Annotated in this window: 21 protein-coding genes and 1 tRNA gene; 13 read left to right on the top strand and 9 right to left on the bottom strand. The window is 71.9% G+C overall.

Translation table 11 applies throughout. From position 1 onward, the window contains the following. Positions 1-36: 36 nt before the first annotated feature. Genes HN013_RS09485 through HN013_RS09475 form a run of 3 tightly spaced genes read right to left on the bottom strand, consistent with a single transcriptional unit; the run spans position 37 to position 4,132 of the window. The gene (locus HN013_RS09485) at positions 37-726 is read right to left on the bottom strand and encodes a response regulator transcription factor (RefSeq protein WP_171165084.1); all 690 of its coding nucleotides are present in this window, start codon (positions 724-726) and stop codon (positions 37-39) included. After that, complete coding sequence (locus HN013_RS09480) at positions 723-2,063, bottom strand: sensor histidine kinase (protein WP_398979080.1); 1,341 nt, start codon at positions 2,061-2,063, stop codon at positions 723-725. Before HN013_RS09480 ends, HN013_RS09485 begins: the two co-directional genes overlap by 4 nt. After that, positions 2,063-4,132, bottom strand: a complete 2,070-nt coding sequence (locus HN013_RS09475) for an MMPL family transporter (RefSeq protein ID WP_171165082.1) — start codon at positions 4,130-4,132, stop codon at positions 2,063-2,065. Before HN013_RS09475 ends, HN013_RS09480 begins: the two co-directional genes overlap by 1 nt. A gap of 309 nt (positions 4,133-4,441) precedes the next feature. Here HN013_RS09475 and HN013_RS09470 point away from each other — a divergent pair, with 309 nt between their 5' ends. The 5 genes from HN013_RS09470 (at position 4,442) to HN013_RS09450 (ending at position 7,692) form a co-directional block, all read left to right on the top strand. After that, complete coding sequence (locus HN013_RS09470) at positions 4,442-4,822, top strand: hypothetical protein (protein WP_212764153.1); 381 nt, start codon at positions 4,442-4,444, stop codon at positions 4,820-4,822. A gap of 82 nt (positions 4,823-4,904) precedes the next feature. After that, positions 4,905-5,177, top strand: a complete 273-nt coding sequence (locus tag HN013_RS09465; RefSeq protein ID WP_249374862.1) for a hypothetical protein — start codon at positions 4,905-4,907, stop codon at positions 5,175-5,177. 134 nt (positions 5,178-5,311) lie between these two features. Beyond that, positions 5,312-5,734 (top strand): hypothetical protein, encoded by a 423-nt coding sequence (locus HN013_RS09460; protein ID WP_171165078.1) that lies wholly within the window; start codon positions 5,312-5,314, stop codon positions 5,732-5,734. A 99-nt stretch (positions 5,735-5,833) separates the two neighbouring features. After that, complete coding sequence (locus HN013_RS09455; RefSeq protein ID WP_171165076.1) at positions 5,834-6,022, top strand: antitoxin; 189 nt, start codon at positions 5,834-5,836, stop codon at positions 6,020-6,022. Positions 6,023-6,189: 167 nt separating this feature from the next. Beyond that, on the top strand, positions 6,190-7,692 hold the full coding sequence (locus HN013_RS09450; protein ID WP_171165074.1) for an FAD-dependent monooxygenase: 1,503 nt from the start codon (positions 6,190-6,192) through the stop codon (positions 7,690-7,692). A gap of 54 nt (positions 7,693-7,746) precedes the next feature. Here the strand turns inward: HN013_RS09450 and HN013_RS09445 are convergent, their stop codons facing one another. Then, a complete protein-coding gene (locus HN013_RS09445; protein ID WP_171165072.1) occupies positions 7,747-8,304 on the bottom strand; it encodes a GNAT family N-acetyltransferase in 558 nt (185 codons plus the stop codon). Positions 8,305-8,647: 343 nt separating this feature from the next. Between HN013_RS09445 and HN013_RS09440 the strand changes: the two genes are divergently transcribed. The 3 genes from HN013_RS09440 to HN013_RS09430 all read left to right on the top strand — a co-directional run bounded on the left by HN013_RS09440 (position 8,648) and on the right by HN013_RS09430 (position 12,427). After that, a complete protein-coding gene (locus HN013_RS09440; RefSeq protein ID WP_398979077.1) occupies positions 8,648-10,195 on the top strand; it encodes a M4 family metallopeptidase in 1,548 nt (515 codons plus the stop codon). Positions 10,196-10,285: 90 nt separating this feature from the next. Then, on the top strand, positions 10,286-10,783 hold the full coding sequence (locus tag HN013_RS09435; protein WP_171165068.1) for a hypothetical protein: 498 nt from the start codon (positions 10,286-10,288) through the stop codon (positions 10,781-10,783). Between the two features lie 90 nt (positions 10,784-10,873). Continuing rightward, positions 10,874-12,427, top strand: coding sequence for an MFS transporter (locus tag HN013_RS09430; RefSeq protein WP_171165066.1), 1,554 nt, complete (start codon positions 10,874-10,876; stop codon positions 12,425-12,427). A gap of 4 nt (positions 12,428-12,431) precedes the next feature. Here the strand turns inward: HN013_RS09430 and HN013_RS09425 are convergent, their stop codons facing one another. Next, a complete protein-coding gene (locus HN013_RS09425) occupies positions 12,432-13,568 on the bottom strand; it encodes an aminopeptidase P family protein (RefSeq protein ID WP_171165065.1) in 1,137 nt (378 codons plus the stop codon). A gap of 270 nt (positions 13,569-13,838) precedes the next feature. Here HN013_RS09425 and HN013_RS09420 point away from each other — a divergent pair, with 270 nt between their 5' ends. Next, complete coding sequence (locus HN013_RS09420; protein WP_171165063.1) at positions 13,839-15,998, top strand: MMPL family transporter; 2,160 nt, start codon at positions 13,839-13,841, stop codon at positions 15,996-15,998. 208 nt (positions 15,999-16,206) lie between these two features. Here the strand turns inward: HN013_RS09420 and HN013_RS09415 are convergent. Beyond that, positions 16,207-16,280 (bottom strand) — tRNA-Thr (locus tag HN013_RS09415). A gap of 181 nt (positions 16,281-16,461) precedes the next feature. Here HN013_RS09415 and HN013_RS09410 point away from each other — a divergent pair. From HN013_RS09410 to HN013_RS09400, 3 genes are all read left to right on the top strand, one after another. Beyond that, positions 16,462-17,598 carry an ABC transporter ATP-binding protein gene (locus HN013_RS09410; RefSeq protein ID WP_171165313.1) on the top strand — a complete coding sequence of 379 codons (1,137 nt, stop codon included), beginning with the start codon at positions 16,462-16,464 and terminating at the stop codon, positions 17,596-17,598. A gap of 200 nt (positions 17,599-17,798) precedes the next feature. Beyond that, positions 17,799-18,215 carry a hypothetical protein gene (locus HN013_RS09405; protein WP_171165061.1) on the top strand — a complete coding sequence of 139 codons (417 nt, stop codon included), beginning with the start codon at positions 17,799-17,801 and terminating at the stop codon, positions 18,213-18,215. 196 nt (positions 18,216-18,411) lie between these two features. Continuing rightward, positions 18,412-19,134 (top strand): nucleotidyltransferase family protein, encoded by a 723-nt coding sequence (locus HN013_RS09400; RefSeq protein ID WP_171165060.1) that lies wholly within the window; start codon positions 18,412-18,414, stop codon positions 19,132-19,134. A gap of 62 nt (positions 19,135-19,196) precedes the next feature. Here the strand turns inward: HN013_RS09400 and HN013_RS09395 are convergent, their stop codons facing one another. The 3 genes from HN013_RS09395 to cysS all read right to left on the bottom strand — a co-directional run bounded on the left by HN013_RS09395 (position 19,197) and on the right by cysS (position 23,398). Beyond that, entirely contained in the window at positions 19,197-20,783 is a 1,587-nt protein-coding gene (locus tag HN013_RS09395; RefSeq protein ID WP_171165058.1) for a DoxX family protein, read from the bottom strand. 201 nt (positions 20,784-20,984) lie between these two features. Continuing rightward, the gene (gene rlmB / locus HN013_RS09390) at positions 20,985-21,935 is read right to left on the bottom strand and encodes a 23S rRNA (guanosine(2251)-2'-O)-methyltransferase RlmB (protein WP_171165056.1); all 951 of its coding nucleotides are present in this window, start codon (positions 21,933-21,935) and stop codon (positions 20,985-20,987) included. Positions 21,936-22,006: 71 nt separating this feature from the next. Continuing rightward, entirely contained in the window at positions 22,007-23,398 is a 1,392-nt protein-coding gene (cysS, locus tag HN013_RS09385) for a cysteine--tRNA ligase (RefSeq protein WP_171165054.1), read from the bottom strand. Between the two features lie 227 nt (positions 23,399-23,625). On the opposite strand from cysS, the gene HN013_RS09380 reads away from it, so the two are divergent. Then, positions 23,626-24,846 (top strand): acyltransferase, encoded by a 1,221-nt coding sequence (locus HN013_RS09380; RefSeq protein WP_171165053.1) that lies wholly within the window; start codon positions 23,626-23,628, stop codon positions 24,844-24,846. Positions 24,847-24,963: the final 117 nt, after the last annotated feature.

Genomic DNA, 24,963 nt, shown 5'->3' with positions numbered 1-24,963 from the left:
TGTACTGCCCGGCGTCGCCGCAGTGCACCATTCCCCCTACCCCGCTTCCCCCGGCCTCACCAGCCCCGCCTCGTACGCCGCGATGACCAGCTGCACCCGGTCCCGTGCCCCCAGCTTGCCCATGATGCGGCTGACGTGGGTCTTGGTGGTGAGGGGGCTGAGGCCGAGGGTGGTGGCGAGTTCGGTGTTGGTGAGGCCGCGGGCGACGAGGGTGAGGACTTCGCGTTCGCGGTCGGAGAGGGTGGGGAGGGCGGAGAGGAGTGGGGGGAGGGAGGTGGGAGCGGTGGTGCGGAGGAGGCGGGTGATGAGGCGGGACGTGGGGCCGGGGGCGAGCAGGGACTCGCCGACGGCGACGGTGCGGACGGCGTCCAGGAGTACGGAGGGGCGGGCGTCCTTGACGAGGAAGCCGGAGGCGCCGGCGCGCAGGGCGTCCATGACGTACGTGTCGGTGTCGTAGGTGGTCAGGACGAGGATGCGGACGTCCGCCAGCTCCTCGTCCTCCGCGATCAGCCGGGTGGCCTCGATGCCGTCGAGGTCCGGCATCCGGATGTCCATGACCACCACGTCGGGGCGGGTCTCGTGGGTGAGGGCGACGGCCTGCCGGCCGGTGCCCGCCTCGCCCACGACGGTCATGTCGGAGGCGGTGCCCAGCAGCAGGGCGAAGGCGGAGCGGACGAGCTGCTGGTCGTCCGCGAGGAGGACGCGGATCGTCGGGTCGCCGGTCATGCCACGCCCGCCTCGGAGCGGTCCGCGCCGCCGTCCTGCCGCCCGCCCCCGCGGTCCCCTCCGGCCGCGGGGGCGGGCGGCAGGACGGCGGTCACCGCGAACCCGGCGCCGTCCGGCCGCGGCCCGGCCTCCAGAGTGCCGCCGACGCTGCGGGCCCGCTCCCGCATGCCGACGAGGCCGTAACCGCCGGGCGCGTCAGGCAGGTTGGCGACAGCGGACGACCGGAGCGCACCACCGCCGTCGGCGGGTACGGGCGGCCGAAGCCCGCCGCCGTCGTCCAGCACAGTGACCCGCAGCGCCCCCTCCGGCCCGGCGCGGTCCACCGTCACCCGGATGCCGACGGAGGGGCCCGCGTGCCGGACGGCGTTGGTGAGCGCCTCCTGGACGATGCGGTAGGCGGCGGCGCCCACCGCGGGCCCGGGGGCGTCCGTCCCGTCGGGCATGCTGAGCCGTACCCGGGCGCCGGTGCCGCCGGCCGTGCGGACCAGGTCGGGGAGGCCGTCCAGGCCGGGCGGCGGGCCGTACTCGGTGGGCTCCCCGGCGCGGAGGACGTCCAGCATGTCGCGCAGTTCGCCGCGCGCGGACCGGCAGGTGTCGGCGATGCCGTCCAGGGAGCGGGCGAGCGCGGCGCGGTCGAGCCGTCCGGGGTCGGCGACCAGGACGTGGGCCGCCACCGAGGCCTGCACACCGACGAGGGTGATGCTGTGGGCGAGCAGGTCGTGGAGGTCGCGGGCGATGCGCAGCCGCTCCTCCACGACGCGGCGTTCCGCCTCCCGCTCCCGGGCGTGCTCGGCCCGTTCCGCGCGTTCCACGATGGCCGCGACGTGGTCGCGGTGGAGGCGCATCGCCTCGCCGAGGAGGACGACGTCGGCGACCCAGCCGGCGCGCAGCAGCGTCGGCAGGACGGAGTCGCCCCGGCCCGCGGCGAACAGGACCACGGTGGCCGAGACGAGGATGCCGCCCAGGGTCAGGAAGCTGCGCGCGGGCGGCCCGGCGGCGGCGAGCGACCACAGCGCGACCAGGCCGGACGGCAGGACGGCGTAGTACGGGTCCTCCCAGGCGTGGTACGGCATGGCGAGGCAGACCTCCGCCAGCACCGTGAGGAACGGCGCCCGCCGCCGCGCCACCAGGACCAGCGCCGACCCCGTGAGCAGCGCCCAGCCGGCCGCGCCGGGGGCGCGTCCGTCCCCGGGAAGGAGCACGCAGAGGAGGCTCTGCGCGAGGAGCACCCCGAGCGCCACGGCGACGTCGGAACGGCCGAAGGGCCGTGCCGCGACCGGGCGTTGGGGCAGCAGCAGGCGCGCGATCAAGGGGGTGACGGGGTCCACGGGCGGCATCATCCCTCCATGGAACGCCGGGAGAGCCGTCCCGGCCACCACATCCACCACTTCAGCAACAGACTCGCGGAGGTGACCAGGTAGGTGCGGACCAGGAAGGTGTCCAGCAGTACCCCGATCGCGATGATGAGCCCCATTTCCACCAGGGACACCAGCGGCAGGGACGCCAGGACCGCGAAGGTGGCGGCCAGCACGATGCCGGCCGAGGCGATGACGCCTCCGGTGGTCCGCAGCGCGATGAGCGCCGCGTCCTCCGGGCCGGCCCCCTTCAGCCGTTCCTCGCGCGCCCGGTGCATCAGGAAGATGCCGTAGTCGACGCCGAGCGCCACCAGGAAGACGAAGGTCAGCAGGGGCATGCTCGGGTCGAGCCCCTCGAATCCCAGGGCGGGCCCGAACAGCAGGCCACTGGCGCCCATCGCGGCGCCCCAGGAGGCGATCACGGCGAGGAGGAGGACGACGGGCGCGGTCAGCGAGCGCAGCAGGACGATCAGTACGGCGAGCACTCCGGCCAGCACGAGCGGGATCACCCTGCGGCGGTCGTCGGCGTTGGTGTCGGCCAGGTCCATCTGCTGGGCCGTGGCCCCGCCGACGAGGGCCTCCGCGTCGGGCACGGCGTGCAGGCGGGTGCGGAGTTCGCCCACGGTCCGCTTCTCGGCGTCCGATTCGGGCCGCGCCGCCGGGAAGACCAGGAGCTCGGTGCGGCCCGCCCCGCTCCGGCCGCGCGTCACCGAGGCGACGCCCGGGACGGACCGGGCCGCGGACTCCGCCCGGTCCGCCTCTTCCTCGTTCGTCATGACGACGGTCGGCTGGCTCCCCGCCTCGGGGAAGGCCCGCGCGGCGGTGTCCGTCGCGGTGACGGAGTCCGGCCGGTCGACGAACGCGTCCTCCTGCCGCAGCGTGCCCGGCAGCGCCAGGGAGCCCACCGCCAGCGCGCCGAGCAGGGCGCACCCGGCCACCAGCACGACGACAGGCCGGCGTTCGGCCGAACTCCCCATCACCGCGAACACCGACCGCCGGCGCCGCACCGGCTCGACGCCGTACTCCGGGATCAGCGGCCAGAACAGCCGGCGTCCCAGCAGGACGAGCACCGCGGGCAGCAGCGTCATCATCGCGGCCAGGGCGCACACCACCCCCACCGCTCCCACCGGTCCCATCCCACTGCTGCTGTTGAGGTCCGCGGCCAGCAGGCACAGCAGTCCGGCGATCACCGTTCCGGCGGAGGCGAGCACCGCCGGGCCGCAGCCGCGGACGGCGGCGAGCATCGCGTCGTACGGCCGTGCGCGGTGGCGCAGTTCCTCGCGGTAGCGGGCGACGAGCAGCAGGGCGTAGTCCGTGCCCGCGCCGAAGACGAGCACGGTCATCACCGATGTGCTCGTGCTCGTCACGGTGATGTCGAACGCCTCGGCGAGGCCGTACGTCAGGGCCATGGCCACCGTGGCCGCCACCCCGACGACGCTGATCGGGACCAGCCACAGGAACGGGCTGCGGTAGATCAGCACCAGCAGCACCGCCACCGCGATCCCGGTCCCCACCAGCAGCGTCCCGTCGAGGGAGGCGAACACCTCGGTCTGGTCGGCCAGCAGCGCGACCGGACCGCCGATCCGGGCGGACAGCCCGGCGGGCCCCCCGCTCACCGTCTTCTTCAGATCGTCCACGGCGTCGGCCTGGTCGACGGCGTCCGGCAGCCCGGTGAGGGACAGGGTCGTCACGGACGTCGCGTGGTCCTTGGACTCGACGCGCGGCGGCCGGGCGTCCAGCAGCTTGTGCGCCCCTGCGGCCCGCCGCACCCGCTCGCGCTCGAACGCCCGGTCCTCGTCGGTCAGGCCGCCGTCGCGGTGGAGGACGAGCAGCGCGTCGGCAGTGCTGCCGCCGGGGAGGTGCCGCGCCAGCTCCTCCACCCTGGTGGACTCGGCCCCGGCGGGCAGGTAGTCCACGATCCCGTCCCGGGTGACACCGCCGAGCCGTTCCTGGAAGGGCACGGCGACGGCGAGCAGCGCGACCCACAGGGCGAGCACGGCCCACGGCAGCCACCTTTCTTTTCCTCCGGCCGTCCGTCCCACCCGCTCCATGTCGTTCACTCCCGGTCGCGCGGATCACTGACGTGTCCAGGCTTCCGGGACGTGGGGGCGGACGCGTCCGCCGGGGGACCGAGCCGGTGTTACTCCCCGGGGAGACACACCGGGGGTGGTACTCCCGGAGGAGCACGGAAGCTCGCGTCGTTCGCTCCTCGTCAACGCCGTTGTCCACGGCGCCGGTTCCCTCAGCCCTTCGAGCGCATTCGGCCGCCGAAACGATCACTCCGGGCGGCGCCGGTGGCAAGGTCGCCCCTGCCGGACCGAGAAGACCGAGAAGACCGAGAAACCATGAAAGAGGAGAACGTGAACGGCATGAGGAACAAGGTGCGTTGGGCGCTCGGCGCGCTCGGCACGCTGGCGCTGGTGTTCACCGCGACACCGGCGGAGGCGGGGGCGAACGGCTGCAACCACCGGACGTGCATCTCCGTCCGGGGAAGCGGGCTGCACGTCGACTCGGTGTCGGCGTCGACCACCTGGAACGGCGACTTCACGGGCCACTTCCACATCTGGGGCGGCGGCCTGGACCGCAACAGCGCCACGGGCTTCTGGGGCTACCACCAGAGCTTCACCGTGCAGGTGGGGCGCGACCTGCCGAACCGCTCGGTGGTCTGCGCCGAGGGCTGGGAGCACATCAACGGCCGCATGGAGTCGCGCGGCCGGGCCTGCGAGGAGATCCACTTCTGAGAACGGGACCGGCTGCCCCTTACGGATGAAGCGCCCCCTTCCGGAGGACGGCCGGACCCCCGGCGGACCATCATCGGTCCCGATGCCCGACAGTGACGACCCCCAGGACCCCGGCCCCCGGCCCGAGGAGGACGACGGGCCCGGCCTGCCGCCGCGCCCGCTCTGCCACTGGTGCCAGGGCTCGGGGTTCGTCCCCCGCGTGCTCGCCTACAACCCCGGCCCCGACCCGTTCCGGGGGCCGGCCGACACCGTGCACCGCACGGGCCAGTGCAAGCACTGCCGGGGGACGGGGTCGTACGACTCGCTCCTCGACCCGACGATCGGGCCCGACGACAGGACGGGCGACGGCATCTAGGCGGAACAGGACCGGCCCCGGCAGGTCCGGACCCAGGCGATAAATGCGCGTTTAGTCCCTGTTGATCTCCCCTTCGTAGCCTCCACATGTCCATCTCCCGGGCCTCCGGGAGGACGTGAAGTGAGGAGACAAACATGGCAACGACCGGCCGGAAGACCCTTTGGCGCGCAGGAGCGGTTCTCGGCTCCCTCGCCCTGGCGACGGGCGCGACCGCCGCGACCGCGACCGCGGACACAAGCCACACCTCCGCGCAGGTCGCGACGATGGGCAGTACGACAGGGCTTCAGTACTGGGTGAACTGCGAGCCGGGCAGCGACTCCACCGGCAGCAACCCCGTGATCTCCACCGTGCACACGGGCACCCGGACCGTCATGGGTTCCGCCCGCCAGGGCAACACCACCGTGCTGGAGTTCGTGTACAGCTACGTTCAGCTGGTCGTCAGCCCGAACGGACGGCCCACCCGCGTCCAGCACGACGAGAAGCTCACGTGCGGCAAGAGCGAGAGAACGGGCAACATCCTCTTCCACACCCGCGACGGCAAGATCGTCAACCCGTAACCAACCACCCGGTGCGACCCGACCGGCACGGCGCCGGGGTGCGGACCGGGACGAATGCGGTGATCCTGGGTGAGTCAGGCATGCGTAAGGAGGACCCCCATGTCCATGCTCGACAAGCTCAAGGGCCTGCTCAAGGGCCACGAGGACACCGCCCGCAAGGGCGTCGAGAAGGGCGGTGACGCCTTCGACGCCAAGACGGGGAACAAGTACCAGAGCCAGGTCGACGCCGCCCAGCGGAAGATCGACGAGCAGCTGGGCAACCGGCCGCCCACGGACAACCAGCCGTAACGGGCGGCTCCGGATCCTCACCGCGTCCCACCGGACGGGCTGATCACAGCCCGTCCGGTGCTGTGCGCGCGCCCGCACACCCACCAGAACCAAGTCACTTTTGATACCGGGTTGCTTTTCATTCGCCGATCGGGTTCAGTGGTCCCCTCAGAGACGAGAGGACCCCGATGACCGACGTGCTGATCGTGGGTGCCGGACCCACCGGCCTCACCCTCGCCTGCGACCTCGCCCGCCGCGGCGTCGCCGTGCGCATCCTCGACAAGCGGACCGCCCACCACCGCGAATCCCGCGGCAAGGGCCTCCAGCCGCGCAGCCTGGAGGTCTTCGAAGACCTCGGGGTGGCCGACCGGATCCTCGCGTCCGCCACCGCGCGCCTGCCGTTCCGCAAGTACTTCGACGGCGAGTACGTCAACGACACCGACCCCTCCGCGGACGCGGGACCGGCCCCCGACGCGCCGTTCGGCGGCGGCGTGATCATCGGGCAGTGGAGCGTCGAGGAGATCCTGCGCGGGCGCCTCGCCGACCACGGCGTGGAGGTCGAACTCGGCGCGGAACTCGCCCGGTTCACCCAGGACGCGCACGGCGTGACGGCCACGCTCGCCGACGGACGCCGCGTCGAGGCCGCCTACCTGGCCGGGTGCGACGGCGGACGCAGCACGGTGCGCAAGGCACTGGGCGTGTCCTTCGAGGGGCACTCGGCGGAGGAACAGGCCATGGTCGTCGGCGACGTGGAGGCCGAGGGCATCGACCGGGACCACTGGCACCAGTGGTTCACGCCGGACGGCGCTGTCATGCTCTGCCCGATACCCGGTACGGACTCCTTCCAGTTCCAGGCCTCGCCGGAGACCGACGACCGGGGCGACCTCGTCCCGCCGTCGCTGGAGAGCTTCCAGCGCCTGTTCGACCGCCACGCCCGGGTGTCGGGGATCGAACTCCGCAACGCCACCTGGCTGTCGACCTGGCGGGTCAACGTCCGCATGGCCGACCGGAACCGCGTGGGCAGGGTCCTCCTGGCCGGGGACGCCGCGCACGTCCACCCGATCGCCGGCGGCCTCGGCATGAACACCGGCATCCAGGACGCCTACAACCTGGGGTGGAAGCTGGCGTTCGCCCTGTCGGGGCACGGGGGTTCCGCGCTGCTGAACAGCTACGAGGAGGAACGGCTCCCCATCGCCGCCCGGACCCTGCGGATCACCACCGACCGGCACCACCAGATCCTGGAGGCCGTCAAGGAGCCGGGCAACGGGATCGAGGCCGCCACCACGGAGGCCGTCCCCCAGGGCTACCGGTGGAGCCCGCTCGCCACCGGCACCGGGAGCCGCACCCTGCACCCCGGGGACCGCGCCCCCGACGCCCCCTGCCATGACGCGACGGGCCACCCCGTCCGGCTCTTCAAGCTCTTCGCCGGACCGCACTTCACCCTGCTCGCCTTCGGCCCCGCGGCCGCGGCCGTACTGCCCGAGGTGGCGGCGAAGCGGGGCGACCTCGTCCGCACCCACGCCGTGGACGCCTCCCCGTCAGGACTCCTCGACACGGACGGCCACGCCCGGAGGGCCTACGGCGTCGACGGCGACGCCCTGGTGCTCGTACGGCCGGACAACCACATAGCCCTGATCACCGAGGGCGCGGACAACGGCGCCGTACTGGCCTGGCTCGACGGGCTCCGCTGACCGGAGCCCTCAAAGACAACCGGCGCGCCCAAGAGGCCCCCGCCACCGCGCAGTTCACCACAACCGGTCGATATCACCCGGGTAGAGACCGATGCGGCACCCACGGAACGCCCCCGCGTCACGCCGCCCCCGGGCGGTGAAGAATCCGGCCATGGTGACTTTGTCGAAGCCGGGCCCGTCGCTCGGGAACGGATCCCCCGGCGTTCCGCCGACGAGGACGGTGCCCTCCAGGGCCTCCCAGCCGGCGCTCTCGTAGAAGGGGCGCAGCGGGCGGTCGCAGGTGAAGAGCCCCAGGTCGGCCCCGTCGGCGGCGATCCACGCACGGGCGGCGGCGACGAGCCGCCGCCCGTGCCCCCTGCCCCGGTGCGCCCGGTCCGTGACGACCGCGCTGAGCCCGGCGGCGCGGTAGCGCCGCCCCGCGTGGTCGATGTCCTTCGACAGAACGTCCAGCGCGGCCGTGACCTCGCCCTCCGGCGAGACGAGCAGCATCGCGACCGGGCGCAGCTCGGGATCGGGCGGTCCGCCACCGGTCCACACCTGTGCGCGCAACGCTTCCGCCCGCGCGGCCAACTCCGCCGGAACGCACCCGTCCGCGTAGGTCCTGACCTGCACGCCTCTCCCTCCCGCGGGACGTCCCGCGACCGTCTTCGCGGCGCCCCGTGAACGCCACACCAGTCACTCCAGTCCCAACTCTGCCTTTCTTAAACCTGATCCATCAACTCCGACCAGAACTGACCCCTTTCCGATAACAGCAGATCACATCCTTGTTGCGCCCCTGTCAAAAACGCTCAGTAGATGGCACGCTCTCCTCGATTCACTCGTGCACCTCTCACGCATCAACGGGCGGCCTCACCCAGGGCTGCCCGAACCCCCCTCAGAGGAGACAGAGTTGAGACTCACCGCCACCCCCCGCACCACCGCCCTGCGCGCCGCCGCCCTCGTCGCCTCCGCGGCGATGGTCGTCGTCGGCGTCCAGACGGGCAGCGCGAGCGCCTCGGGCGATCGTGACAGCGGAGGCCTGCCACTGACGCTCTCCGCGAACCAGCGCGCCGCGGCGATCCAGGACGCCCAGGGCGGGGCGTCGGCCACCGCCGCGAAGATCGGGCTGGGGGGCAAGGAGAAGCTGGTCGCCCGCGACGTCGTCAAGGACGCCGACGGCACCGTGCACACGCGCTACGAGCGCACCTACGACGGGCTGCCCGTGCTCGGCGGCGACCTGATCGTCCACGAGGCCAAGGGCGGCGGCCGCTCGGTCACCAAGGCGACCGACGAGGCCATATCGGTGCCCTCGACGAGCCCCTCCCTCGCCCCGGCCGACGCGAAGAAGTCGGCGCTGAGCGCCGCCGCGGCGGAGAAGACCGCCAAGACCGCCGGGCAGGCCCCGCGCAAGGTCGTCTGGGCCGCGCAGGGCAAGCCGGTCCTGGCGTACGAGACCGTGGTCACCGGCGTGCAGAAGGACGGCACCCCGAGCGAGCTGCACGTCGTCACCGACGCGGCCACCGGGAAGAAGCTGTTCCAGCACGAGGCCATCGAGACCGGCACGGGCACCAGCACCTACAGCGGCACCGTTCCGCTGACCACCACCAAGTCGGGCTCGCAGTACCAGCTCACCGACGGCGCGCGCGGCGGCCACAAGACGTACGACCTCAACCAGGGCCAGTCCGGCACCGGTTCGCTGTACTCCAACAGCAGCGACACCTGGGGCGGCGGCCGGCAGACCGCCGGCGTCGACGCGCACTACGGCGCGGCCGTCACCTGGGACTTCTACAAGAACACCTTCGGCCGCAACGGCATCCGCAACGACGGCAAGGGCGCCTACTCGCGCGTCCACTACGGCAACAACTACGTGAACGCCTTCTGGTCCGACTCCTGCTTCTGCATGACGTACGGCGACGGCGAGGGCAACAAGAACCCGCTCACGTCCCTCGACGTGGCGGCGCACGAGATGAGCCACGGCGTCACCGCCGCCACGGCGAAGCTCGTGTACAGCGGCGAGTCCGGCGGCCTCAACGAGGCCACCAGCGACATCTTCGGCACCGCCACCGAGTTCTACGCCAACAACAAGACCGACGTGGGCGACTACCTCATCGGCGAGAAGATCAACATCTTCGGCAACGGCAAGCCGCTGCGCTACATGGACAAGCCGAGCAAGGACGGCAAGTCCAAGGACAGCTGGTACTCCGGCCTCGGCGGGATCGACGTCCACTACTCGTCCGGTCCGGCCAACCACTTCTTCTACCTGCTCTCCGAGGGCAGCGGAAAGAAGACGATCAACGGCGTGACCTACGACAGCCCGACCGCCGACGGGTCCAAGGTCACCGGCATCGGCCGGGACAAGGCCCAGAAGATCTGGTACAAGGCGCTGACCACGGAGTTCACCTCGAACACCAACTACGCCAAGGCACGCACCGGCACCCTGAAGGCCGCGGCGTCGCTCTACGGCAACAACAGCGCGGAGTACAAGGCCGTGGCGGCCGCCTGGACCGCCATCAGCGTCAAGTAACCCCGCCGCACACCGCACGTCAGGTGATCACGCAGCCCGTGCCCCCGGCCGCCGCGCCGGGGGCACGGGCGCCGTGACACCATCGGGGACGTGATCGACCTCGGCTACTCGCTCTCCCGCCGCTTCCCGGACCCGCCGCAGACGGACTACCGCTCCGCCGACGTCCGGACGCTGCGGCACGACCTCTTCTGCGGCGATGTGTACCTCGCCGACACCAAGGAGGACCGGGAGCTGTCCACAGCCTGGGGATGGGTGCCCGTACTGGACTTCGCCTGGGCCCTGTGCGACATCGTCGAGCAGCTGGACCGCGACCCGCGCGGCTCCCGGTCGTCCGCCCCGCAGTACGCCGAGCTCGACTTCACCGAGTCCAGCGACCGCATGCTCTTCGAGCGCCGCTTCGGCTGGGTGGAGGTCACCGCGGACTGGGTCCCCGCCGACGAGCCCCCGCTCGTCCTCGACCACCGCGCGCTCCGCCGCGAGGCCCGGGACTTCCTGCACGACCTCGTCGCCGACCTCTCCGACATGCACGAGGGACTGGCGGACAACCCGGTCGTCTGGACGCTCCAGAGCCGCTTTCCCCGGGTCTGACGGGGCGCGAGCAACCCGAGAGGCGGTTGTCCCCCGACGGACCTAGGCTGATCCGAGAGCTTCTGCACCCCATGGCTGCGAGGTTCCCCGATGAGCCCCACGAACGCACCGACCACCGCCGCCCGCTCCCCGTCCGACGCCCGCCGCTGGTGGGGACTGGTGTTCATCGGCCTCGCCCAGCTGATGGTCGTGCTGGACGCGACGATCGTGAACATCGCCCTGCCGTCCGCCCAGCGCGAACTGTCGATGTCGGACACCAACCGGCAATGGGTGATCACCGCCTACACCCTGGCCTTCGGCGGCCTGCTGCTGCTCGGCGGCCGGATCGCGGACCTGGTGGGACGCAAACGGACCTTCCTCACCGGGCTGGTCGGCTTCGCCCTCGCCTCGGCGCTGGGCGGCGCCGCGCAGACGGACTGGCAGCTGTTCGGGGCCCGGGCGCTCCAGGGCGTGTTCGCCGCCCTCCTGGCGCCCTCCGCGCTCTCCCTGCTGACCACGACCTTCACCGACCCGCGGGAGCGCGGCAAGGCGTTCGGCGTGTTCAGCGGCATCGCGGGCGCCGGCTCGGCCGTCGGCCTGCTGGCGGGCGGTCTGCTCACCGAGTACCTGGACTGGCGCTGGTGCATGTACGTCAACGCCCCGATCGCCCTCATCGCCTTCGCCGGCGGCCTGTGGTCCCTGCACGACGCCCGCCCCGAGCGGCGCTCCCGGCTGGACCTCCGCGGCGTCCTGCTGGCCTGTACGGGCCTGGTCGCCGTCGTATACGGGTGCAGCGAGGCCGAGCCTCGCGGCTGGGACGACGGCCTCGTGCTCGCCATGCTGCTCGGCGGCGCCGCACTGCTGGCGCTGTTCGGCCGGTGGCAGACCCGGGCCGGCAGCCCGCTGCTGCCCCCGCGCATCCTCCGTGACCGCAACCGGACCGGAGCGTTCCTGACGCTGGCCCTCGCCGTGATCGCCATGTTCGGGATGTTCCTGTACATGACGTACTACTTCCAGGACGTCCTCGGCTACCGCCCCGTCGAGGCCGGCCTGGCGTTCCTGCCGATGTCCGCGACGATCGTCCTGACCAGCACCCAGGTCTCGTCCCGGCTGCTGCACCGGGTCGCGCCCCGCTTGATGATCACTCCGGGGACCCTGCTGGCCGCCGTCGCCCTGTTCCTGCTGACGTTCCTGCCCGTCAAGGCGGACTACGTGGCGCACGTGCTGCCGTCCACGATCCTCTTCGGCCTGGGCCTGGGCCTGATCTTCGTGGCCGTGATGGACACCGCCACCAAGGGCGTGGCCCCGGACGACTCCGGTGTCACCTCCGCCACCGTCAACACCTGCCAGCAGGTGGGCGGTTCCATCGGCACCGCCCTCCTCAACACGATCGCCATCTCAACGGCCGGCGCGTACATCGCCGCCCATCTGAAGACCGCGGCGGCCACCGGCCCCATCACCCCGGCGGTGCGCACCGCCATCACCAGGAACGGCGTGGTGCACGGCTTCCACGTCGGGCTGGCCTGGGCGTCGGGGATCATGCTGGCCGCGTCGGCCGTGGCCTGGGTGCTGATCACGAAGCCGGCGCCCCAGGACGGCGACCGGGCGGTGGAGGGCGAGGTCAGCGGGGCGTCCGACGTCCAGCGGACACGCTCGCGACCCTGAGCGGCTACGCCACCACCAGCAGCTCGCGCCCCGTGGCGTTCAGCCGCCGGCCGCCCTCCTCCGTGCACACCACGATGTCCTCGATCCGCACCCCGAACCGGCCCGGCAGATAGATCCCCGGCTCGATCGAGAAGCACATCCCCGGCACCAGCGTCAGGTGCTCACCCTCGACCATGTACGGCGGCTCGTGCGTGGTGACGCCGATGCCGTGCCCCGTCCGGTGGATGAAGTACTCGCCGTAGCCGTTGCGGGCGATGACCTGGCGGGCGGCCCGGTCGACGTCCTGGCAGGCGGCCCCCGGCCGCACCGCCTCGAACGCCGCCTGCTGCGCCTCCCGCACCAGGTCGTGGACCTTGCGCTCCTCGGTGGACGGCGGGCCGACGTGCACCGTACGGGTGGTGTCGGAGCCGTAGCCGCCCATCAGCCCGCCGAAGTCCATGACGACCATGTCGCCGTCCTCGATCACCCGCTCCCCCGCGTCGTGGTGCGGGTTGGCGCTGTTGGGACCGGAACCGACGATGGTGAAGTCCACCCGGTCGTGGCCGTGTTCGCGCAGCAGCCGGTCCAGGTCGGCGGCCACCTCGCGCTCCCGCCGCCCGGCGAACGGCAGCCGGACGATCTCCTCGTAGATCGCGTCGGCCGCCGCGCCCGCCGCCGCGAGCCGCTCGACCTCGTGGGCGTCCTTGACCGCGCGCAGCATGGGCAGCGCCTCGGTCAGCGCCGCGTACGCCGCGCCGGGCCGCAGCCGCTGGAAGGCCAGCAGGTGGAGCGCCCAGGTGTTGTCGGACACCCCGTAGCGGCCGTGCGGCTCCAGGTGCCCGGCGAGCACGTCGTAGGGGTTCTCGGCGTCCTTCCAGCCGCTGACCGTCAACGCGGCGGCGCCGGGCGCCTTTTCCGCGTCGGGCCGCTCCAGCTCGGGGACCAGGAGCAGGGGCCTCCGGTCCGGGACGACGATCAGCGCGGTGAGCCGCTCGGTGACGGGCGGGCCGTAGCCGCAGAGCCAGTCCAGGTCGGGGCCGGGCGAGACGATCAGCCCGGCCATGCCCGCCTGGGCGGCGGACCGCGCGGCACGGTCCATACGGGCCGCGTAGTGCCCGGGGGTCTCCGGGCCGGAGAACGCTTCCATCGACGAGGGCGCCATGGGGGCAGCGTAGTCCGGGTGGAGATGTTCGGCCTGTGATCTCTACCTCTCGGGTGAGACGTCTCTCATCCGAGCGGAGGAGGGGTTCCCTAGGGGTTCCCCACCCCAGGGCCGATTTTCCCCTGATTCACCGGTGATCTGTTGTACCCGGGTAAAGAAAATCCCTAGCGTGGGCATGCCCGACCGGATATTCATACCGCTGTCGGGCCGCATTGAACCATCTGCTGAGTCCGCAACAACACCTGTCGTACCGAGGGGGAGCTCCACACCATGTTCCGACGAGTCGGGCGGTTCGCCGTCCACCGGCCCTGGCTCACGATCCTTGCCTGGGTCGTCGCAGCCGTGGCGTTGATCGCGCTGGCGCCGGGTCTGAAGTCGACCACGGACCAGGCGGAGTTCCTGCCGTCCCACTACGAATCGGTGAAGGCGGGCAAGCTCCAGGAGAAAGCCTTCCCCCAGGACGAACAGGCGGCCGCGATCGCCGTGTTCAAGCGCGCCGACGGCGGGAAACTGACCGCCGCGGACCAGCGGGACGTGGCGAAGGTCGCGACCGGCCTGGACAACAAGCACTACAAAAAGATATCCAAGGTGGTGAGCGGCCCGAAGGCGGTTTCCCCGAACGGTGAGATCGCGCTCGCGAACATCTACTCCGGCTCGAAGGACTGGTCGGACACGACGGTCACGGACTCCGTCAAGAAGCTTCGCGAGGACGCCAAGCCGCTGCTCAAGGGCACGCAGCTGAAGATGGGCGTCACCGGTCAGGCGGCGTCCAACCTCGACTCGGCGGAGTCGTCCGGCGACACCGACAGCATGATCATGATGGCGACGCTGGTCCTCATCATCGTGCTGCTGGGGATCATCTTCCGCAGCCCGCTCATCGCCCTCCTGCCGGTCCTCATCATCGCCCTCGTCGCCATGGTGGCCAACGGCCTCATCGGCGTCGCCGCCGACGTCGGCGGTCTCAAGGCCGACGCCAGCATCACCCCGATCCTCATCGTGGTGCTCTTCGGCGTGGGCACCGACTACATCCTCTTCCTGCTGTTCCGCTACCGGGAGCTGCTGCGGCAGGGCAACGAGCCCAAGGCGGCCCTGACCGAGGCGGTCGCGCGGGTGGGCGAGACCATCGCCTCCGCCGCCGGCGCCGTCATCGCCTCCTTCCTGGCCCTGCTGCTGTCCACCATGGGCATGATGAAGGCGATGGGCCCCTCGCTGGCGATCGCCGTCGGCGTGACCCTGATCGCCGCGCTCACGCTGGTCCCCGCCGTCTTCTCGCTGCTCGGCACCAAGGCGTTCTGGCCGTCGAAGGCGTGGAAGAAGACCCCGAAGAACCGTATGGCCAACGGCGTCGGCGGCATGGTCTCCCGGCGCCCGGGCCTCGTGGCGGCCTTCTCCACCGTGGTCCTCGCCGTCCTCGCCGTCGGCGCGTTCGGCTTCAAGTCGCAGTTCGACATGGAGAGCCAGCTCCCCGAGAAGCTGGAGTCCGTCCAGGCGATGAAGGACCTCCAGAAGGGCTTCTCCGCCGGCCAGGCCGACCCCTCCAACGTCTTCCTCAAGTCGAAGGACAACCAGCCGATCGACAACGGCCGGCTGGAGGCGTTCCGCGGCAAGCTCAAGGCCGTCGAGGGCGTGGCCGAGGTCAGCCCGGCCGTTCCGAACAAGGACCGGTCCGTCGTCCAGTTCAGCGTGATCACCAAGGCCAAGCCCAGCGCGGACGAGGCCATCGAGCTGGCCGGCGGCGACCTGCGCGACACCGCCCACAAGGCGGCCCCCCAGGGCACCGAATCCCTGGTCGGCGGCACCTCCGCGGTCCTCGCGGATGTGGAGAACGCCGTCGAGCACGACTACAAGGTGGTCTTCCCGGTCGCCGGTCTCGCGATCCTGATCATCCTGGCCCTGCTGCTCCGCAGCCTCGTCGCCCCCATCTACCTGATGATCGCGGTGGCCCTGGGCTTCGGCGCCACCCTCGGCTCCACGGTCTGGCTCTTCCAGGACCTCAAGGGCGAGAAGGGCATGCTCTTCATGCTCCCGGTCATCATCTATCTCTTCGTCGTCGCCATCGGCACCGACTACAACATCCTCATGGTCGCCCGCCTCCGCGAAGAGATCCGCAAGGGCGTCTCCCCACGCGAGGCCATCCGGACCGCGGTCGCCCAGTCCGCCCCGACGATCTCCGCCGCGGCGATCATCCTCGCCGGTACCTTCGGCGTCCTGCTCCTCGCCGAGAACTCCATGCTCCAGCAGATGGGCTTCGCGGTCGCCTTCGGCATCCTGCTCACCGCCTTCATCATGGCGATGCTGCTCGTCCCGACGGTCACCTCGCTCCTCGGCCACAAGGCCTGGTGGCCCGGCCACCAGGACTCCCCGCGCGCGGCGGAGCCCGCTCCGCACGGCGCCGCGCAGGACCAGGCGTACTACTCCGGGCAGCGCTAGCCGGTAGCGCCCCTGCGGCGCGCGTCCTCAATCGCCGGACAGGCTGATTTCAGCCCGTCCGGCGATTGAGGACAACCGCGCGGAGCGCGGTTTCGGGGGTGCGGGGGCNGGGGGTGCGGGGGCTTGCCCCCGCAAGAAACGGTGAAAGGGCGGGACAGGGGCAACAACAAAGCCCGGGCCAACAAGCCCGGGCTTCGCGCTGCACAAGAGCCGCCTGTCGGGTTCGAACCGACGACCCCCTGTTTACAAGACAGGTGCTCTGGCCAACTGAGCTAAGGCGGCACGCGAGAAGCAGTCTAACCGGAGACAGCCCCGCCGCTCCCCCCGATTTTCGCGACCGGCGACCTGCTGACAACCGCCCCCTCCCCGGGTACCGTCACGCACAACCCGTCCACATTGGACTGGACCACTCCCTCTACTCGGATCGTCCGGCACGTTCCTGCCGGTGAAGGGACCCACCACCATGGCCACGGTCACGTACGACAAGGCGACCCGGATCTACCCGGGCTCCGACAAACCCGCCGTCGACCAGCTCGACATCGCGATCGAGGACGGCGAATTCCTCGTCCTGGTCGGCCCGTCGGGCTGCGGAAAGTCCACCTCCCTGCGGATGCTCGCGGGCCTGGAGGACGTCAACGGCGGATCGATCCGCATCGGCGACCGGGACGTCACCAATCTGCCGCCGAAGGACCGGGACATCGCCATGGTGTTCCAGAACTACGCGCTGTACCCGCACATGACGGTCGCGGACAACATGGGCTTCGCCCTGAAGATCGCGGGCGTCCCCAAGGCGGAGATCCGGCAGAAGGTCGAGGACGCGGCCCGCATCCTGGACCTCACCGAGTACCTGGGCCGCAAGCCGAAGGCGCTCTCGGGCGGCCAGCGGCAGCGCGTGGCGATGGGCCGGGCGATCGTCCGCGAGCCGCAGGTCTTCCTGATGGACGAGCCGCTGTCGAACCTGGACGCCAAGCTGCGCGTGCAGACCCGCACCCAGATCGCCGGGCTCCAGCGCCGGCTGGGGATCACCACGGTCTACGTCACGCACGACCAGGTCGAGGCCATGACGATGGGCGACCGGGTGGCGGTGCTCAAGGACGGCCTGCTCCAGCAGGTGGACTCGCCGCGCAATATGTACGACCGCCCGGCCAACCTCTTCGTCGCGGGCTTCATCGGCTCCCCCGCCATGAACCTGGTCGAGGTCCCGATCACCGACGGCGGCGTGAAGTTCGGCAACAGCGTGGTGCCGGTCTCCCGCGAGGCCCTGGCGGCCGCGGCCGACCGGGGCGACCGGACGGTGACCGTCGGCGTCCGGCCCGAGCACTTCGACGTCGTGGAGCAGAACGGCGACACGGCGCGTTCGCTGTCCAAGGCGTCGGCCGACGCCCCGGCCGGGCTGGCCGTCACGGTGAACGTCGTCGAGGAGCTGGGCGCCGACGGGTACGTATACGGCACGGCCGAGGTCGGCGACGAGGAGAAGGACCTGGTCGTCCGCGTCAACGGGCGGCGCGTACCGGAAAAGGGCTCCGCGCTGCACGTCGTCCCCCGCCCGGGTGAGCTGCACGTGTTCTCGACCTCGTCGGGCGAGCGGCTGAGCGATTGATTCACGCCGCCGTGCCGCCCCTCCCCGGGCGGCACGGCGGCCCTCACGGCCGGTCAACCGGACGCGTCACGGAAATCGCACCGACCGCCCCTGGTCCGACACCGCAGGCGTCAACCCTTCCCACCGAAGGGCCGAAGTAATGCCACCCGATCGGGTGACTAAATGTCGCGGTCTCATTACGCCTCGCTACCATCTGCGGCATGAACCAGGCCGCCCGCCGCATCGGCAGAACCCTCGCCCTCGTCCTCCCCGTCGTCATGGTGCTCTCCGGGACCCTCGCCGTCACACGCGTCCCGTGGGCGGCGCCCAACGCCGAGTCCCAGGTGCTCACCGCGTCCTCGGACGCCGCCTCCAGCCAGGCCAGGGCCCGCGCCCCGCACGAGGTGCTGCGGGACAAGCTGCTCACGGAGCTCCAGGTGAAGAACCCGGGGGTGGCGCTGACCCACCTCCAGGAGGCCACCAACGGCCGCCCCTCGCTGGCCCGTTACTGCGTGGACATCGCCCGCGTCCTCGGCCAGGCGGCCGTCGCCAAGTACCACTCCGCGAAGAAGGCCCAGGCGTACTCACGCCCCGTCTGCGACACCTCGTACGCCTCCGGGGTGGCCCAGGGCCACTGACGGCTCTCCCGCCCCCGACGGCGGCCGGTCGCACCGCACCCCGCGGCACGGCATATCGTGCGGGGCATGACCGGCACGCACCCCGTCCCCACCCCCGCGCAAGCCGTGATCCTGGCCGGAGGCCAGGGGTCNGCTCTCCCGCCCCCGACGGCGGCCGGTCGCACCGCACCCCGCGGCACGGCATATCGTGCGGGGCATGACCGGCACGCACCCCGTCCCCACCCCCGCGCAAGCCGTGATCCTGGCCGGAGGCCAGGGGTCACGGCTTCGCCCGTACACCGACGACCGGCCCAAGCCGATGGTCGAGATTCCCGGCACGGGGATCCCGATCATCGGCCACCAGCTGGCCTGGCTCGCCGCCGAGGGCGTCACCGACGCCGTCGTCTCGTGCGGCCATCTGGCCGAGGTGCTGGAGGCATGGCTCGTGTCGGCCGATCTGCCGCTGCGGGTGACGACGGTGGTGGAGAAGGAGCCGCTGGGCCGCGGCGGCGGCCTCAAGCACGCCGCCGCCTCCCTCCCCCACCCCGACCGGCCCTGGTACGCCACCAACGGCGACATCTGGACGCGGTTCTCCCTGCGCGAGATGGCCGCCTTCCACCACGAGCGGGACGCCACGGCCACACTGGCCCTGGCCAGGCCGCGGATCCCCTGGGGCGCGGTGGAGACGGACGAGTTCGGGCACGTGCTGGACTTCATCGAGGCGCCGCCCTCGCCGTACCTGATCAACGCGGGCGTCTACGTCTTCTCGGCCGGCTTCGCGGACCTGCTGCCCGAGCGCGGCGACCACGAGCGCACCACCTTCCCCCGGCTGGCCCGGGAGCGGCGGCTGGCCGGCTTCCCGCTGCCGCACGGCGCGTACTGGCGGGCCATCGACACGGCCAAGGACCTCACGGAGGCGGCCCGGGAGCTCGCCGGCTGAGCCCCCGACGCACCGCGGCCCCGCACCCACCCGGGTGCGGGGCCGCGGCCGTCCGTACGGGCTCAGCCGAGGAGGCCGCCGAGGGCGCCGCCGGTCGTGCCGCCGGAGAGGCCGGAGCCCCCCGACGTCCCGCCGCCCGAGCCACCGCTCGTCGCCGCGCCCGAGGGGCTGTGCGGCGCGGCCGGGGCCGCGGGCCGCTGGCGGGGCGTCTGGGGCGCCGGGCGGGGGCCTCCGGAGCTGACCCCCGGGTGGCCGGAAGTCGCCGCCCCGGTGGGCGACTTGACGGATCCCGGCGCGGCCGGGGTCGCGCTCGGGGGCGTGGTCTTCCGGCCGGGGGCGCTCGGCCGGGGCTTGCCCGGGGTGGCGGAGCCGTGCGGCCCGCGCGGGGTGGCCGTCTCCGGACGCTGCGGGAGCGGCGTACCGGGCAGGCGGTTGACCGGCGGCGCGGACGGGCCGGGGGCCGGGGCCGGCTGCGAGGAGCGCACGGCGCCGCCCAGCATCGAACCGACCAGCAGCGAGAGCCCGATGAGCACCGTCGCCATGATCCCGCCGCGGCGCAGCACCCGCCGCCGCAGCTGTCCGATCCCGGCCCGGGGGCCGAGCCGCCGCCACGCCTCACCGGCGAGGCGCCCGTCGACGGAGTAGACCGGGGCGCCCGCGATCACCAGCGGGCTCCAGGCGGCCAGGTAGATGATGTCGGGGGCGTCGTAGACGGGGACGGTCCGCCAGCTCACCGTGACCAGCAGCGTGGCCGAGAGCAGGACGCCGATGCCGGCGGCCAGGCGCTGCCAGAGGCCGAAGATGGTGAGGACGCCGACGATGATCTGGAGGAAGGCGACGGTCAGGCCCGCGCCCACCGGGTGGGCCAGGGCGATCTCCCGCAGCGGCGCGGCGGCACCCCAGGGGTGCAGTGAGGTCAGCCAGGTGACCATCGAGCCGCGTTTGCCGCCGTCGAAGTAGACGGGGTCGCACAGCTTGCCCATGCCGGCGTAGACCGAGATCAGGCCGAGGAAGATACGCAGCGGCAGGAGGACGACGCCGAGGTTCATCCGGCGGCCCGGGTAGTAGGCATGCCGGACGGAGTCGCCGCGGTCGCGGCCCGCCTCCTCGTCCTCGGCGGACCAGTCGTCCTCGCCCTCGTCGAACTCGCCGTATCCGTACGCCGGTTCGTCGAACGCTCCGCGCGCGGGGCGCACCCCGCTCAGCAGCGGCTCCCCCGGCTCGACGGGCCCGCGCGGCCCGATCACGGAGGGCGGGGCGTCGTCGACGCCGACGCGCGGCAGGACCTGGGTGGCCCCGGCCATACCGCCGAGGGCGTCCGTGCGCGAGGCCCCGGACTCCCTCATCGCGTCGAGGAGCTGCGTCGGCGCCCCGTCACCCGGCTCGGCCCGCCCGCTCCACACCACGGGGGCCCGGCGCCTGGCCGGGCCCTTGACGGTGGGCAGCTGCGCCGTGTCGGCGGCGACCCCGGCGTACTGCCGGGCGGCGGCGTGCGGGGGACGCGCGAGCTGCACGCGGAAGCTCAGGTGGTTGCCGGAGACCTGCGCGGGGTCGGACGGGACCTTCACCGTACTCAGCGCGGGCTGGTCGTCGTACCCGGAAGAGCTTCCCCCCGTAGGTGTGCGGGGTGTTCTGGTGTCCACACTCATCTAACCGAGTGACCGGAGGTTAGGACACTGCCTTGACCGACACGGGTGTCCGAGGCCCGTCAAGGCGGCCCGGACGGGCCGAAATCAGCCCGTCCGGCGCTTGAGGACAACCGCGCGAAGCGCGGTTTCAACGGGGCGCGGGGCACCCCTCGCAGAAACGGTGAAATGGGGGTGCCCCCTCTGGGGGGGACCGGGGCAGGACTACGCCCGCCGGCGCGCCGCCTCGTACAGCACCACACCCGCCGCGACACCCGCGTTCAGCGACTCCGCCCCACCCGGCATCGGAATCCGCACCCGGAAGTCACAGGTCTCACCGACGAGCCGCGAGAGCCCCTTGCCCTCACTGCCCACGACGATCACGACCGGCCCGTCCAGGGCCTCCAGCTCGTGCAGCTCGACATCGCCGTCGGCGGCGAGGCCGACGACCATCAGGCCCTCCTTCTGGTACGCCTCCAGCATCCGCGTCATATTGGTGGCGCGGGCCACGGGCGTCCGGGCGGCGGTGCCGGCCGAGGTCTTCCAGGCACTGGCCGTCATGCCGGCCGCGCGCCGCTCGGGCACGACCACGCCGTGGCCGCCGAAGGCGGAGACGGAGCGGACGACGGCGCCGAGGTTGCGCGGGTCGGTGATGCCGTCGAGGGCGACGATCAGCGGGTCCTCGCCGTCGGCGAGGGCGGCGGCCGTCAGGTCCTCGGGGTGCGCGTAGTCGTACGGCGGCACGGAGAGGACGAGGCCCTGGTGGTTGAGCCCGTTGGTCATCCGGTCGAGCTCGGGGCGGGGGGCCTCCATGAGGTTGAGGCCCTTGTCCGTGGCGAGCTGGAGCGCCTCGCGGACGCGCTCGTCGTTGTCCAGGTACTGCTGGACGTAGAGCGTGGTCGCGGGGACGCCCTCGCGCAGCGCCTCGACCACGGAGTTGCGGCCGACGACGAGCTCGTTGGTGCCCTTGGGGCCGCCGCGGCGCGGGGCCGGGCGGCGGGCCGTCTGCTTGGCCTGGGCGTTCGCGACGCGGTTCTTCTTGTGGCCCTTGCGCATATGCGCGGGCGGGGTCGGGCCCTTGCCCTCCAGGCCCCGGCGCCGCTGGCCGCCGCTGCCGACCGTCGCGCCCTTCTTGTTGGACGTGCGGCGGTTCCTGCGCTGGCTGTTGCCGGCCATGGGGTCACCTGTTTCTTCACTGCCAGAGCCGCTGGGTGCGGCTCAGTAAACGTACGTACGAAAAGTGTCCCTCAGGACAGCGACCAACGCGGACCCGACGGGGTGTCCTCGATCGCGAGACCGGACTGCTGGAGCTGGTCGCGGAGGGCGTCGGCCGCGGCGTAGTCCTTGCGGGCCCGGGCCGCCTGGCGCTGTTCGAGCACCATGCGGACCAGCGAGTCCACCACGCCGTGCAGGTCGTCGCCGCGGTCGGCGCCGGCCCACCGCTCGTCCAGCGGGTCCAGGCCCAGCACCCCGAGCATCGCCCGCACCTCGGCGAGGCGGGCGACGGCGCCCTCCTTGTCGTCGGCGGTGAGGGCCGAATTGCCCTGCCGGACGGTGGTGTGCACGACGGCGAGCGCCTGCGGGACGCCGAAGTCGTCGTCCATCGCCTCGGCGAACGCCGGCGGCACCTCGGCCGCGGGAGGGACGGCCTTCCCTGCTTTTTCGGTGACCCGCTGCATAAAGCCCTCGATCCGCGCGAACGCCGACTCGGCCTCCCGCAGCGCCTCCGGGCTGTACTCGATCATCGAGCGGTAGTGCGGGGTGCCCAGGTAGTAGCGGAGCACGATCGGGCGCCAGTCCTTGAGCATCTCCGAGACCAGTACGGAGTTGCCCAGCGACTTGGCCATCTTCTCGCCGCTGATGGTGACCCAGGCGTTGTGCGCCCAGTACGCGGCGAAGTCGTCGCCGAAGGCCTTGGCCTGGGCGATCTCGTTCTCATGGTGCGGGAAGATCAGGTCCAGGCCGCCGCCGTGGATGTCGAAGGCGGTGCCGAGGTACTTGTGTGCCATGGCCGAGCACTCCAGGTGCCAGCCCGGCCGGCCGCGGCCCCAGGGCGTCTCCCAGCTGGGCTCGCCCTCCTTGGCCGCCTTCCACATGGCGAAGTCGCGCGGGTCGCGCTTGCCGGTCTCGCCCTCGCCCGCGGGCTGGAGCAGGTTCTCCAGCTCCTGGTTGGAGAGCCGGAGGTACTCGGGGAAGGAGCGCACGTCGAAGTAGACGTTGCCGTCCGCGGCATAGGCGTGGCCGCGCTCGATCAGCCCGCGCATCATTTCGATCATCTCGGGGATGTGGCCCGTCGCCCGGGGCTCGACGGTCGGGGGCAGGCAGCCCAGGGCGTCGTAGCCGGCGTTGAAGGCGCGCTCGTTCTCGTAGCCGATCGCCCACCAGGGGCGGCCCTGCTCGGCCGACTTCTTGATGATCTTGTCATCGATGTCGGTGACGTTCCGGACGAACGTGACGTCGTAGCCGCGGTAGGCGAACCAGCGGCGCATGATGTCGAAGTTCAGCCCCGACCGGATGTGTCCGATATGCGGTGCGGCCTGCACGGTCGCGCCACAGAGGTAGATCGAGACGCAGCCCGGGACGATCGGGGAGAAGTCACGGATCTGCCGGGCGCTGGTGTCGTACAGGCGAATAGTCACGGAACCAGGGTAGTGGCCCCGCGACAGTGCCCCGGGCCCCTGACGGCACCCCTTGGACGGGTGAGGCCCCGGATGGGCACTCCGACGCGCTTTTGCCCGCTATTTAATGTTTTGCGGCAAAAATGCAATTCCTCGTGGTAACTTCCCGGGCACACCTCGGGCCCGGACACACCCGGGCCCCGGGCACACCTCGGGACAGCGGAGCGCCGCGGACACCAGGAGGGGCGTTGCACTCCACTCTGCCGGTACAGCAGGACCACCCCCACCCCCGGGACCGGACCGACGGGACCCCGCTGCCGCCGGGCGGCCCGCGGCAGCACGGAAGACTGGCCGCCCTGGACGGGCTGCGGCTGTGTGCCGCGCTGATGGTGGTCTCCTACCACTGGATCGTCTTCGACAGCGGCGCCTGGGCGAACCGGTCCGCGCCCGCGCTCTTCCCGACGGCCTACCTGCCGGCGTCCTACGGCTGGCTGGGCGTCCAGCTGTTCTTCCTGATCAGCGGGTTCGTCATCTGTATGAGCGGCTGGGGCAAGGGGGTCGGGGAGTTCGCCGTCTCCCGCGTCACCCGGCTCTTCCCCGCCTACTGGTTCGCGGTGCTGCTCGTGGCCCTCGTCGTCCGGCTGTGGCCCACGGTGAACTCCCCCGCCGACCTCGGGGACGTCGCCGTCAACCTCACGATGCTCCAGGACGCCCTGGGGGTGGAACCGGTCGACGGCGTGTACTGGACGCTCTGGATCGAGGTCCGCTTCTACCTGCTGTTCGCGCTCGTCGTCCGGAAGGGGCTGGACTACCGGCGGGTCGTGGCGTTCTGCGGCCTCTGGGCCGCCGCGGCGGTCGTCGCCCGGGCCACCGACGACACCCTGCTCGAACGCGTCCTGCTGCCCTACGACTGCTGGTACTTCCTCGCGGGCATCGCCTTCTACCTGATGTACCGCTTCCGCCCGGCCCCCGTCCTCTGGCTGATCGTCGGCGGCAGCTTCCTGATCGCCCAGCACGACCTGCTGGTCGCGCAGCGCCGTGCGGAGACGTACATGGGCCACCACGTCCCGCACTGGCCCACCCTCCTTCTGGTGGCCGTGTTCTACCTCTCGGTGATGGCGGTCGCACTGGGGTGGACACAGCGGCTCAACTGGCGTTGGCTGTCCACCGCAGGGGCGCTGACCTACCCGCTCTATCTGCTCCACGAGCGCCTCGGCTGGGTGATCATCAAGTACGCGGACGGCCGTCTGCCGCGCCATGTGCTGCTCCTCGCCCTGCTGGCGGGGGCGCTGACGGCCGCCTGGCTGGTGCATATGGCCATCGAGCGCCCGCTGGCCCGCCGCCTCGGCGGCGCGCTCCGACGCGCCGTGGCCGAGGTCCGCGCCGGGTCACCGCGGGCCTCCGGCACCGTCCGGTCATCTCTTCGTCACCGGACGGCCGGGAAGGCGGCCGGGAAAGGGCACGGATGAATACCACCATCCAGGGGAGACGGTGGAGAAAAACCGGGACAGGAGACCGCTGTCGCAGCCATCCGCACGTCCTCTGTGTCAGCATTCCCGCACACCCCCGCTCTGTATGACGATCCG

Origin of the sequence: Streptomyces sp. I05A-00742, from assembly GCF_013055795.1 — a bacterium.
In the GTDB taxonomy this organism is placed as follows: domain Bacteria; phylum Actinomycetota; class Actinomycetes; order Streptomycetales; family Streptomycetaceae; genus Streptomyces.
Note: the sequence above shows the minus strand (reverse complement) of the source record. Positions and strands in the feature narration are given on the sequence as shown.

Bases quoted from the DNA above. Each gene is read 5' to 3' on its own strand.
- HN013_RS09465 (WP_249374862.1), top strand. From the start codon at position 4,905: ATGCCCGACAGTGACGACCCCCAGGACCCCGGCCCCCGGCCCGAGGAG.
- rlmB (WP_171165056.1), bottom strand. From the start codon at position 21,935: ATGGCCGGCAACAGCCAGCGCAGGAACCGCCGCACGTCCAACAAGAAG.
- HN013_RS09400 (WP_171165060.1), top strand. From the start codon at position 18,412: ATGACCGGCACGCACCCCGTCCCCACCCCCGCGCAAGCCGTGATCCTG.
- HN013_RS09460 (WP_171165078.1), top strand. From the start codon at position 5,312: ATGGCAACGACCGGCCGGAAGACCCTTTGGCGCGCAGGAGCGGTTCTC.
- HN013_RS09450 (WP_171165074.1), top strand. From the start codon at position 6,190: ATGACCGACGTGCTGATCGTGGGTGCCGGACCCACCGGCCTCACCCTC.
- HN013_RS09405 (WP_171165061.1), top strand. From the start codon at position 17,799: ATGAACCAGGCCGCCCGCCGCATCGGCAGAACCCTCGCCCTCGTCCTC.
- HN013_RS09440 (WP_398979077.1), top strand. From the start codon at position 8,648: ATGGTCGTCGTCGGCGTCCAGACGGGCAGCGCGAGCGCCTCGGGCGAT.
- HN013_RS09420 (WP_171165063.1), top strand. From the start codon at position 13,839: ATGTTCCGACGAGTCGGGCGGTTCGCCGTCCACCGGCCCTGGCTCACG.
- HN013_RS09480 (WP_398979080.1), bottom strand. From the start codon at position 2,063: ATGCCGCCCGTGGACCCCGTCACCCCCTTGATCGCGCGCCTGCTGCTG.
- HN013_RS09455 (WP_171165076.1), top strand. From the start codon at position 5,834: ATGTCCATGCTCGACAAGCTCAAGGGCCTGCTCAAGGGCCACGAGGAC.
- HN013_RS09395 (WP_171165058.1), bottom strand. From the start codon at position 20,783: ATGAGTGTGGACACCAGAACACCCCGCACACCTACGGGGGGAAGCTCT.
- HN013_RS09430 (WP_171165066.1), top strand. From the start codon at position 10,874: ATGAGCCCCACGAACGCACCGACCACCGCCGCCCGCTCCCCGTCCGAC.
- HN013_RS09475 (WP_171165082.1), bottom strand. From the start codon at position 4,132: ATGGAGCGGGTGGGACGGACGGCCGGAGGAAAAGAAAGGTGGCTGCCG.
- HN013_RS09425 (WP_171165065.1), bottom strand. From the start codon at position 13,568: ATGGCGCCCTCGTCGATGGAAGCGTTCTCCGGCCCGGAGACCCCCGGG.
- HN013_RS09410 (WP_171165313.1), top strand. From the start codon at position 16,462: ATGGCCACGGTCACGTACGACAAGGCGACCCGGATCTACCCGGGCTCC.
- HN013_RS09485 (WP_171165084.1), bottom strand. From the start codon at position 726: ATGACCGGCGACCCGACGATCCGCGTCCTCCTCGCGGACGACCAGCAG.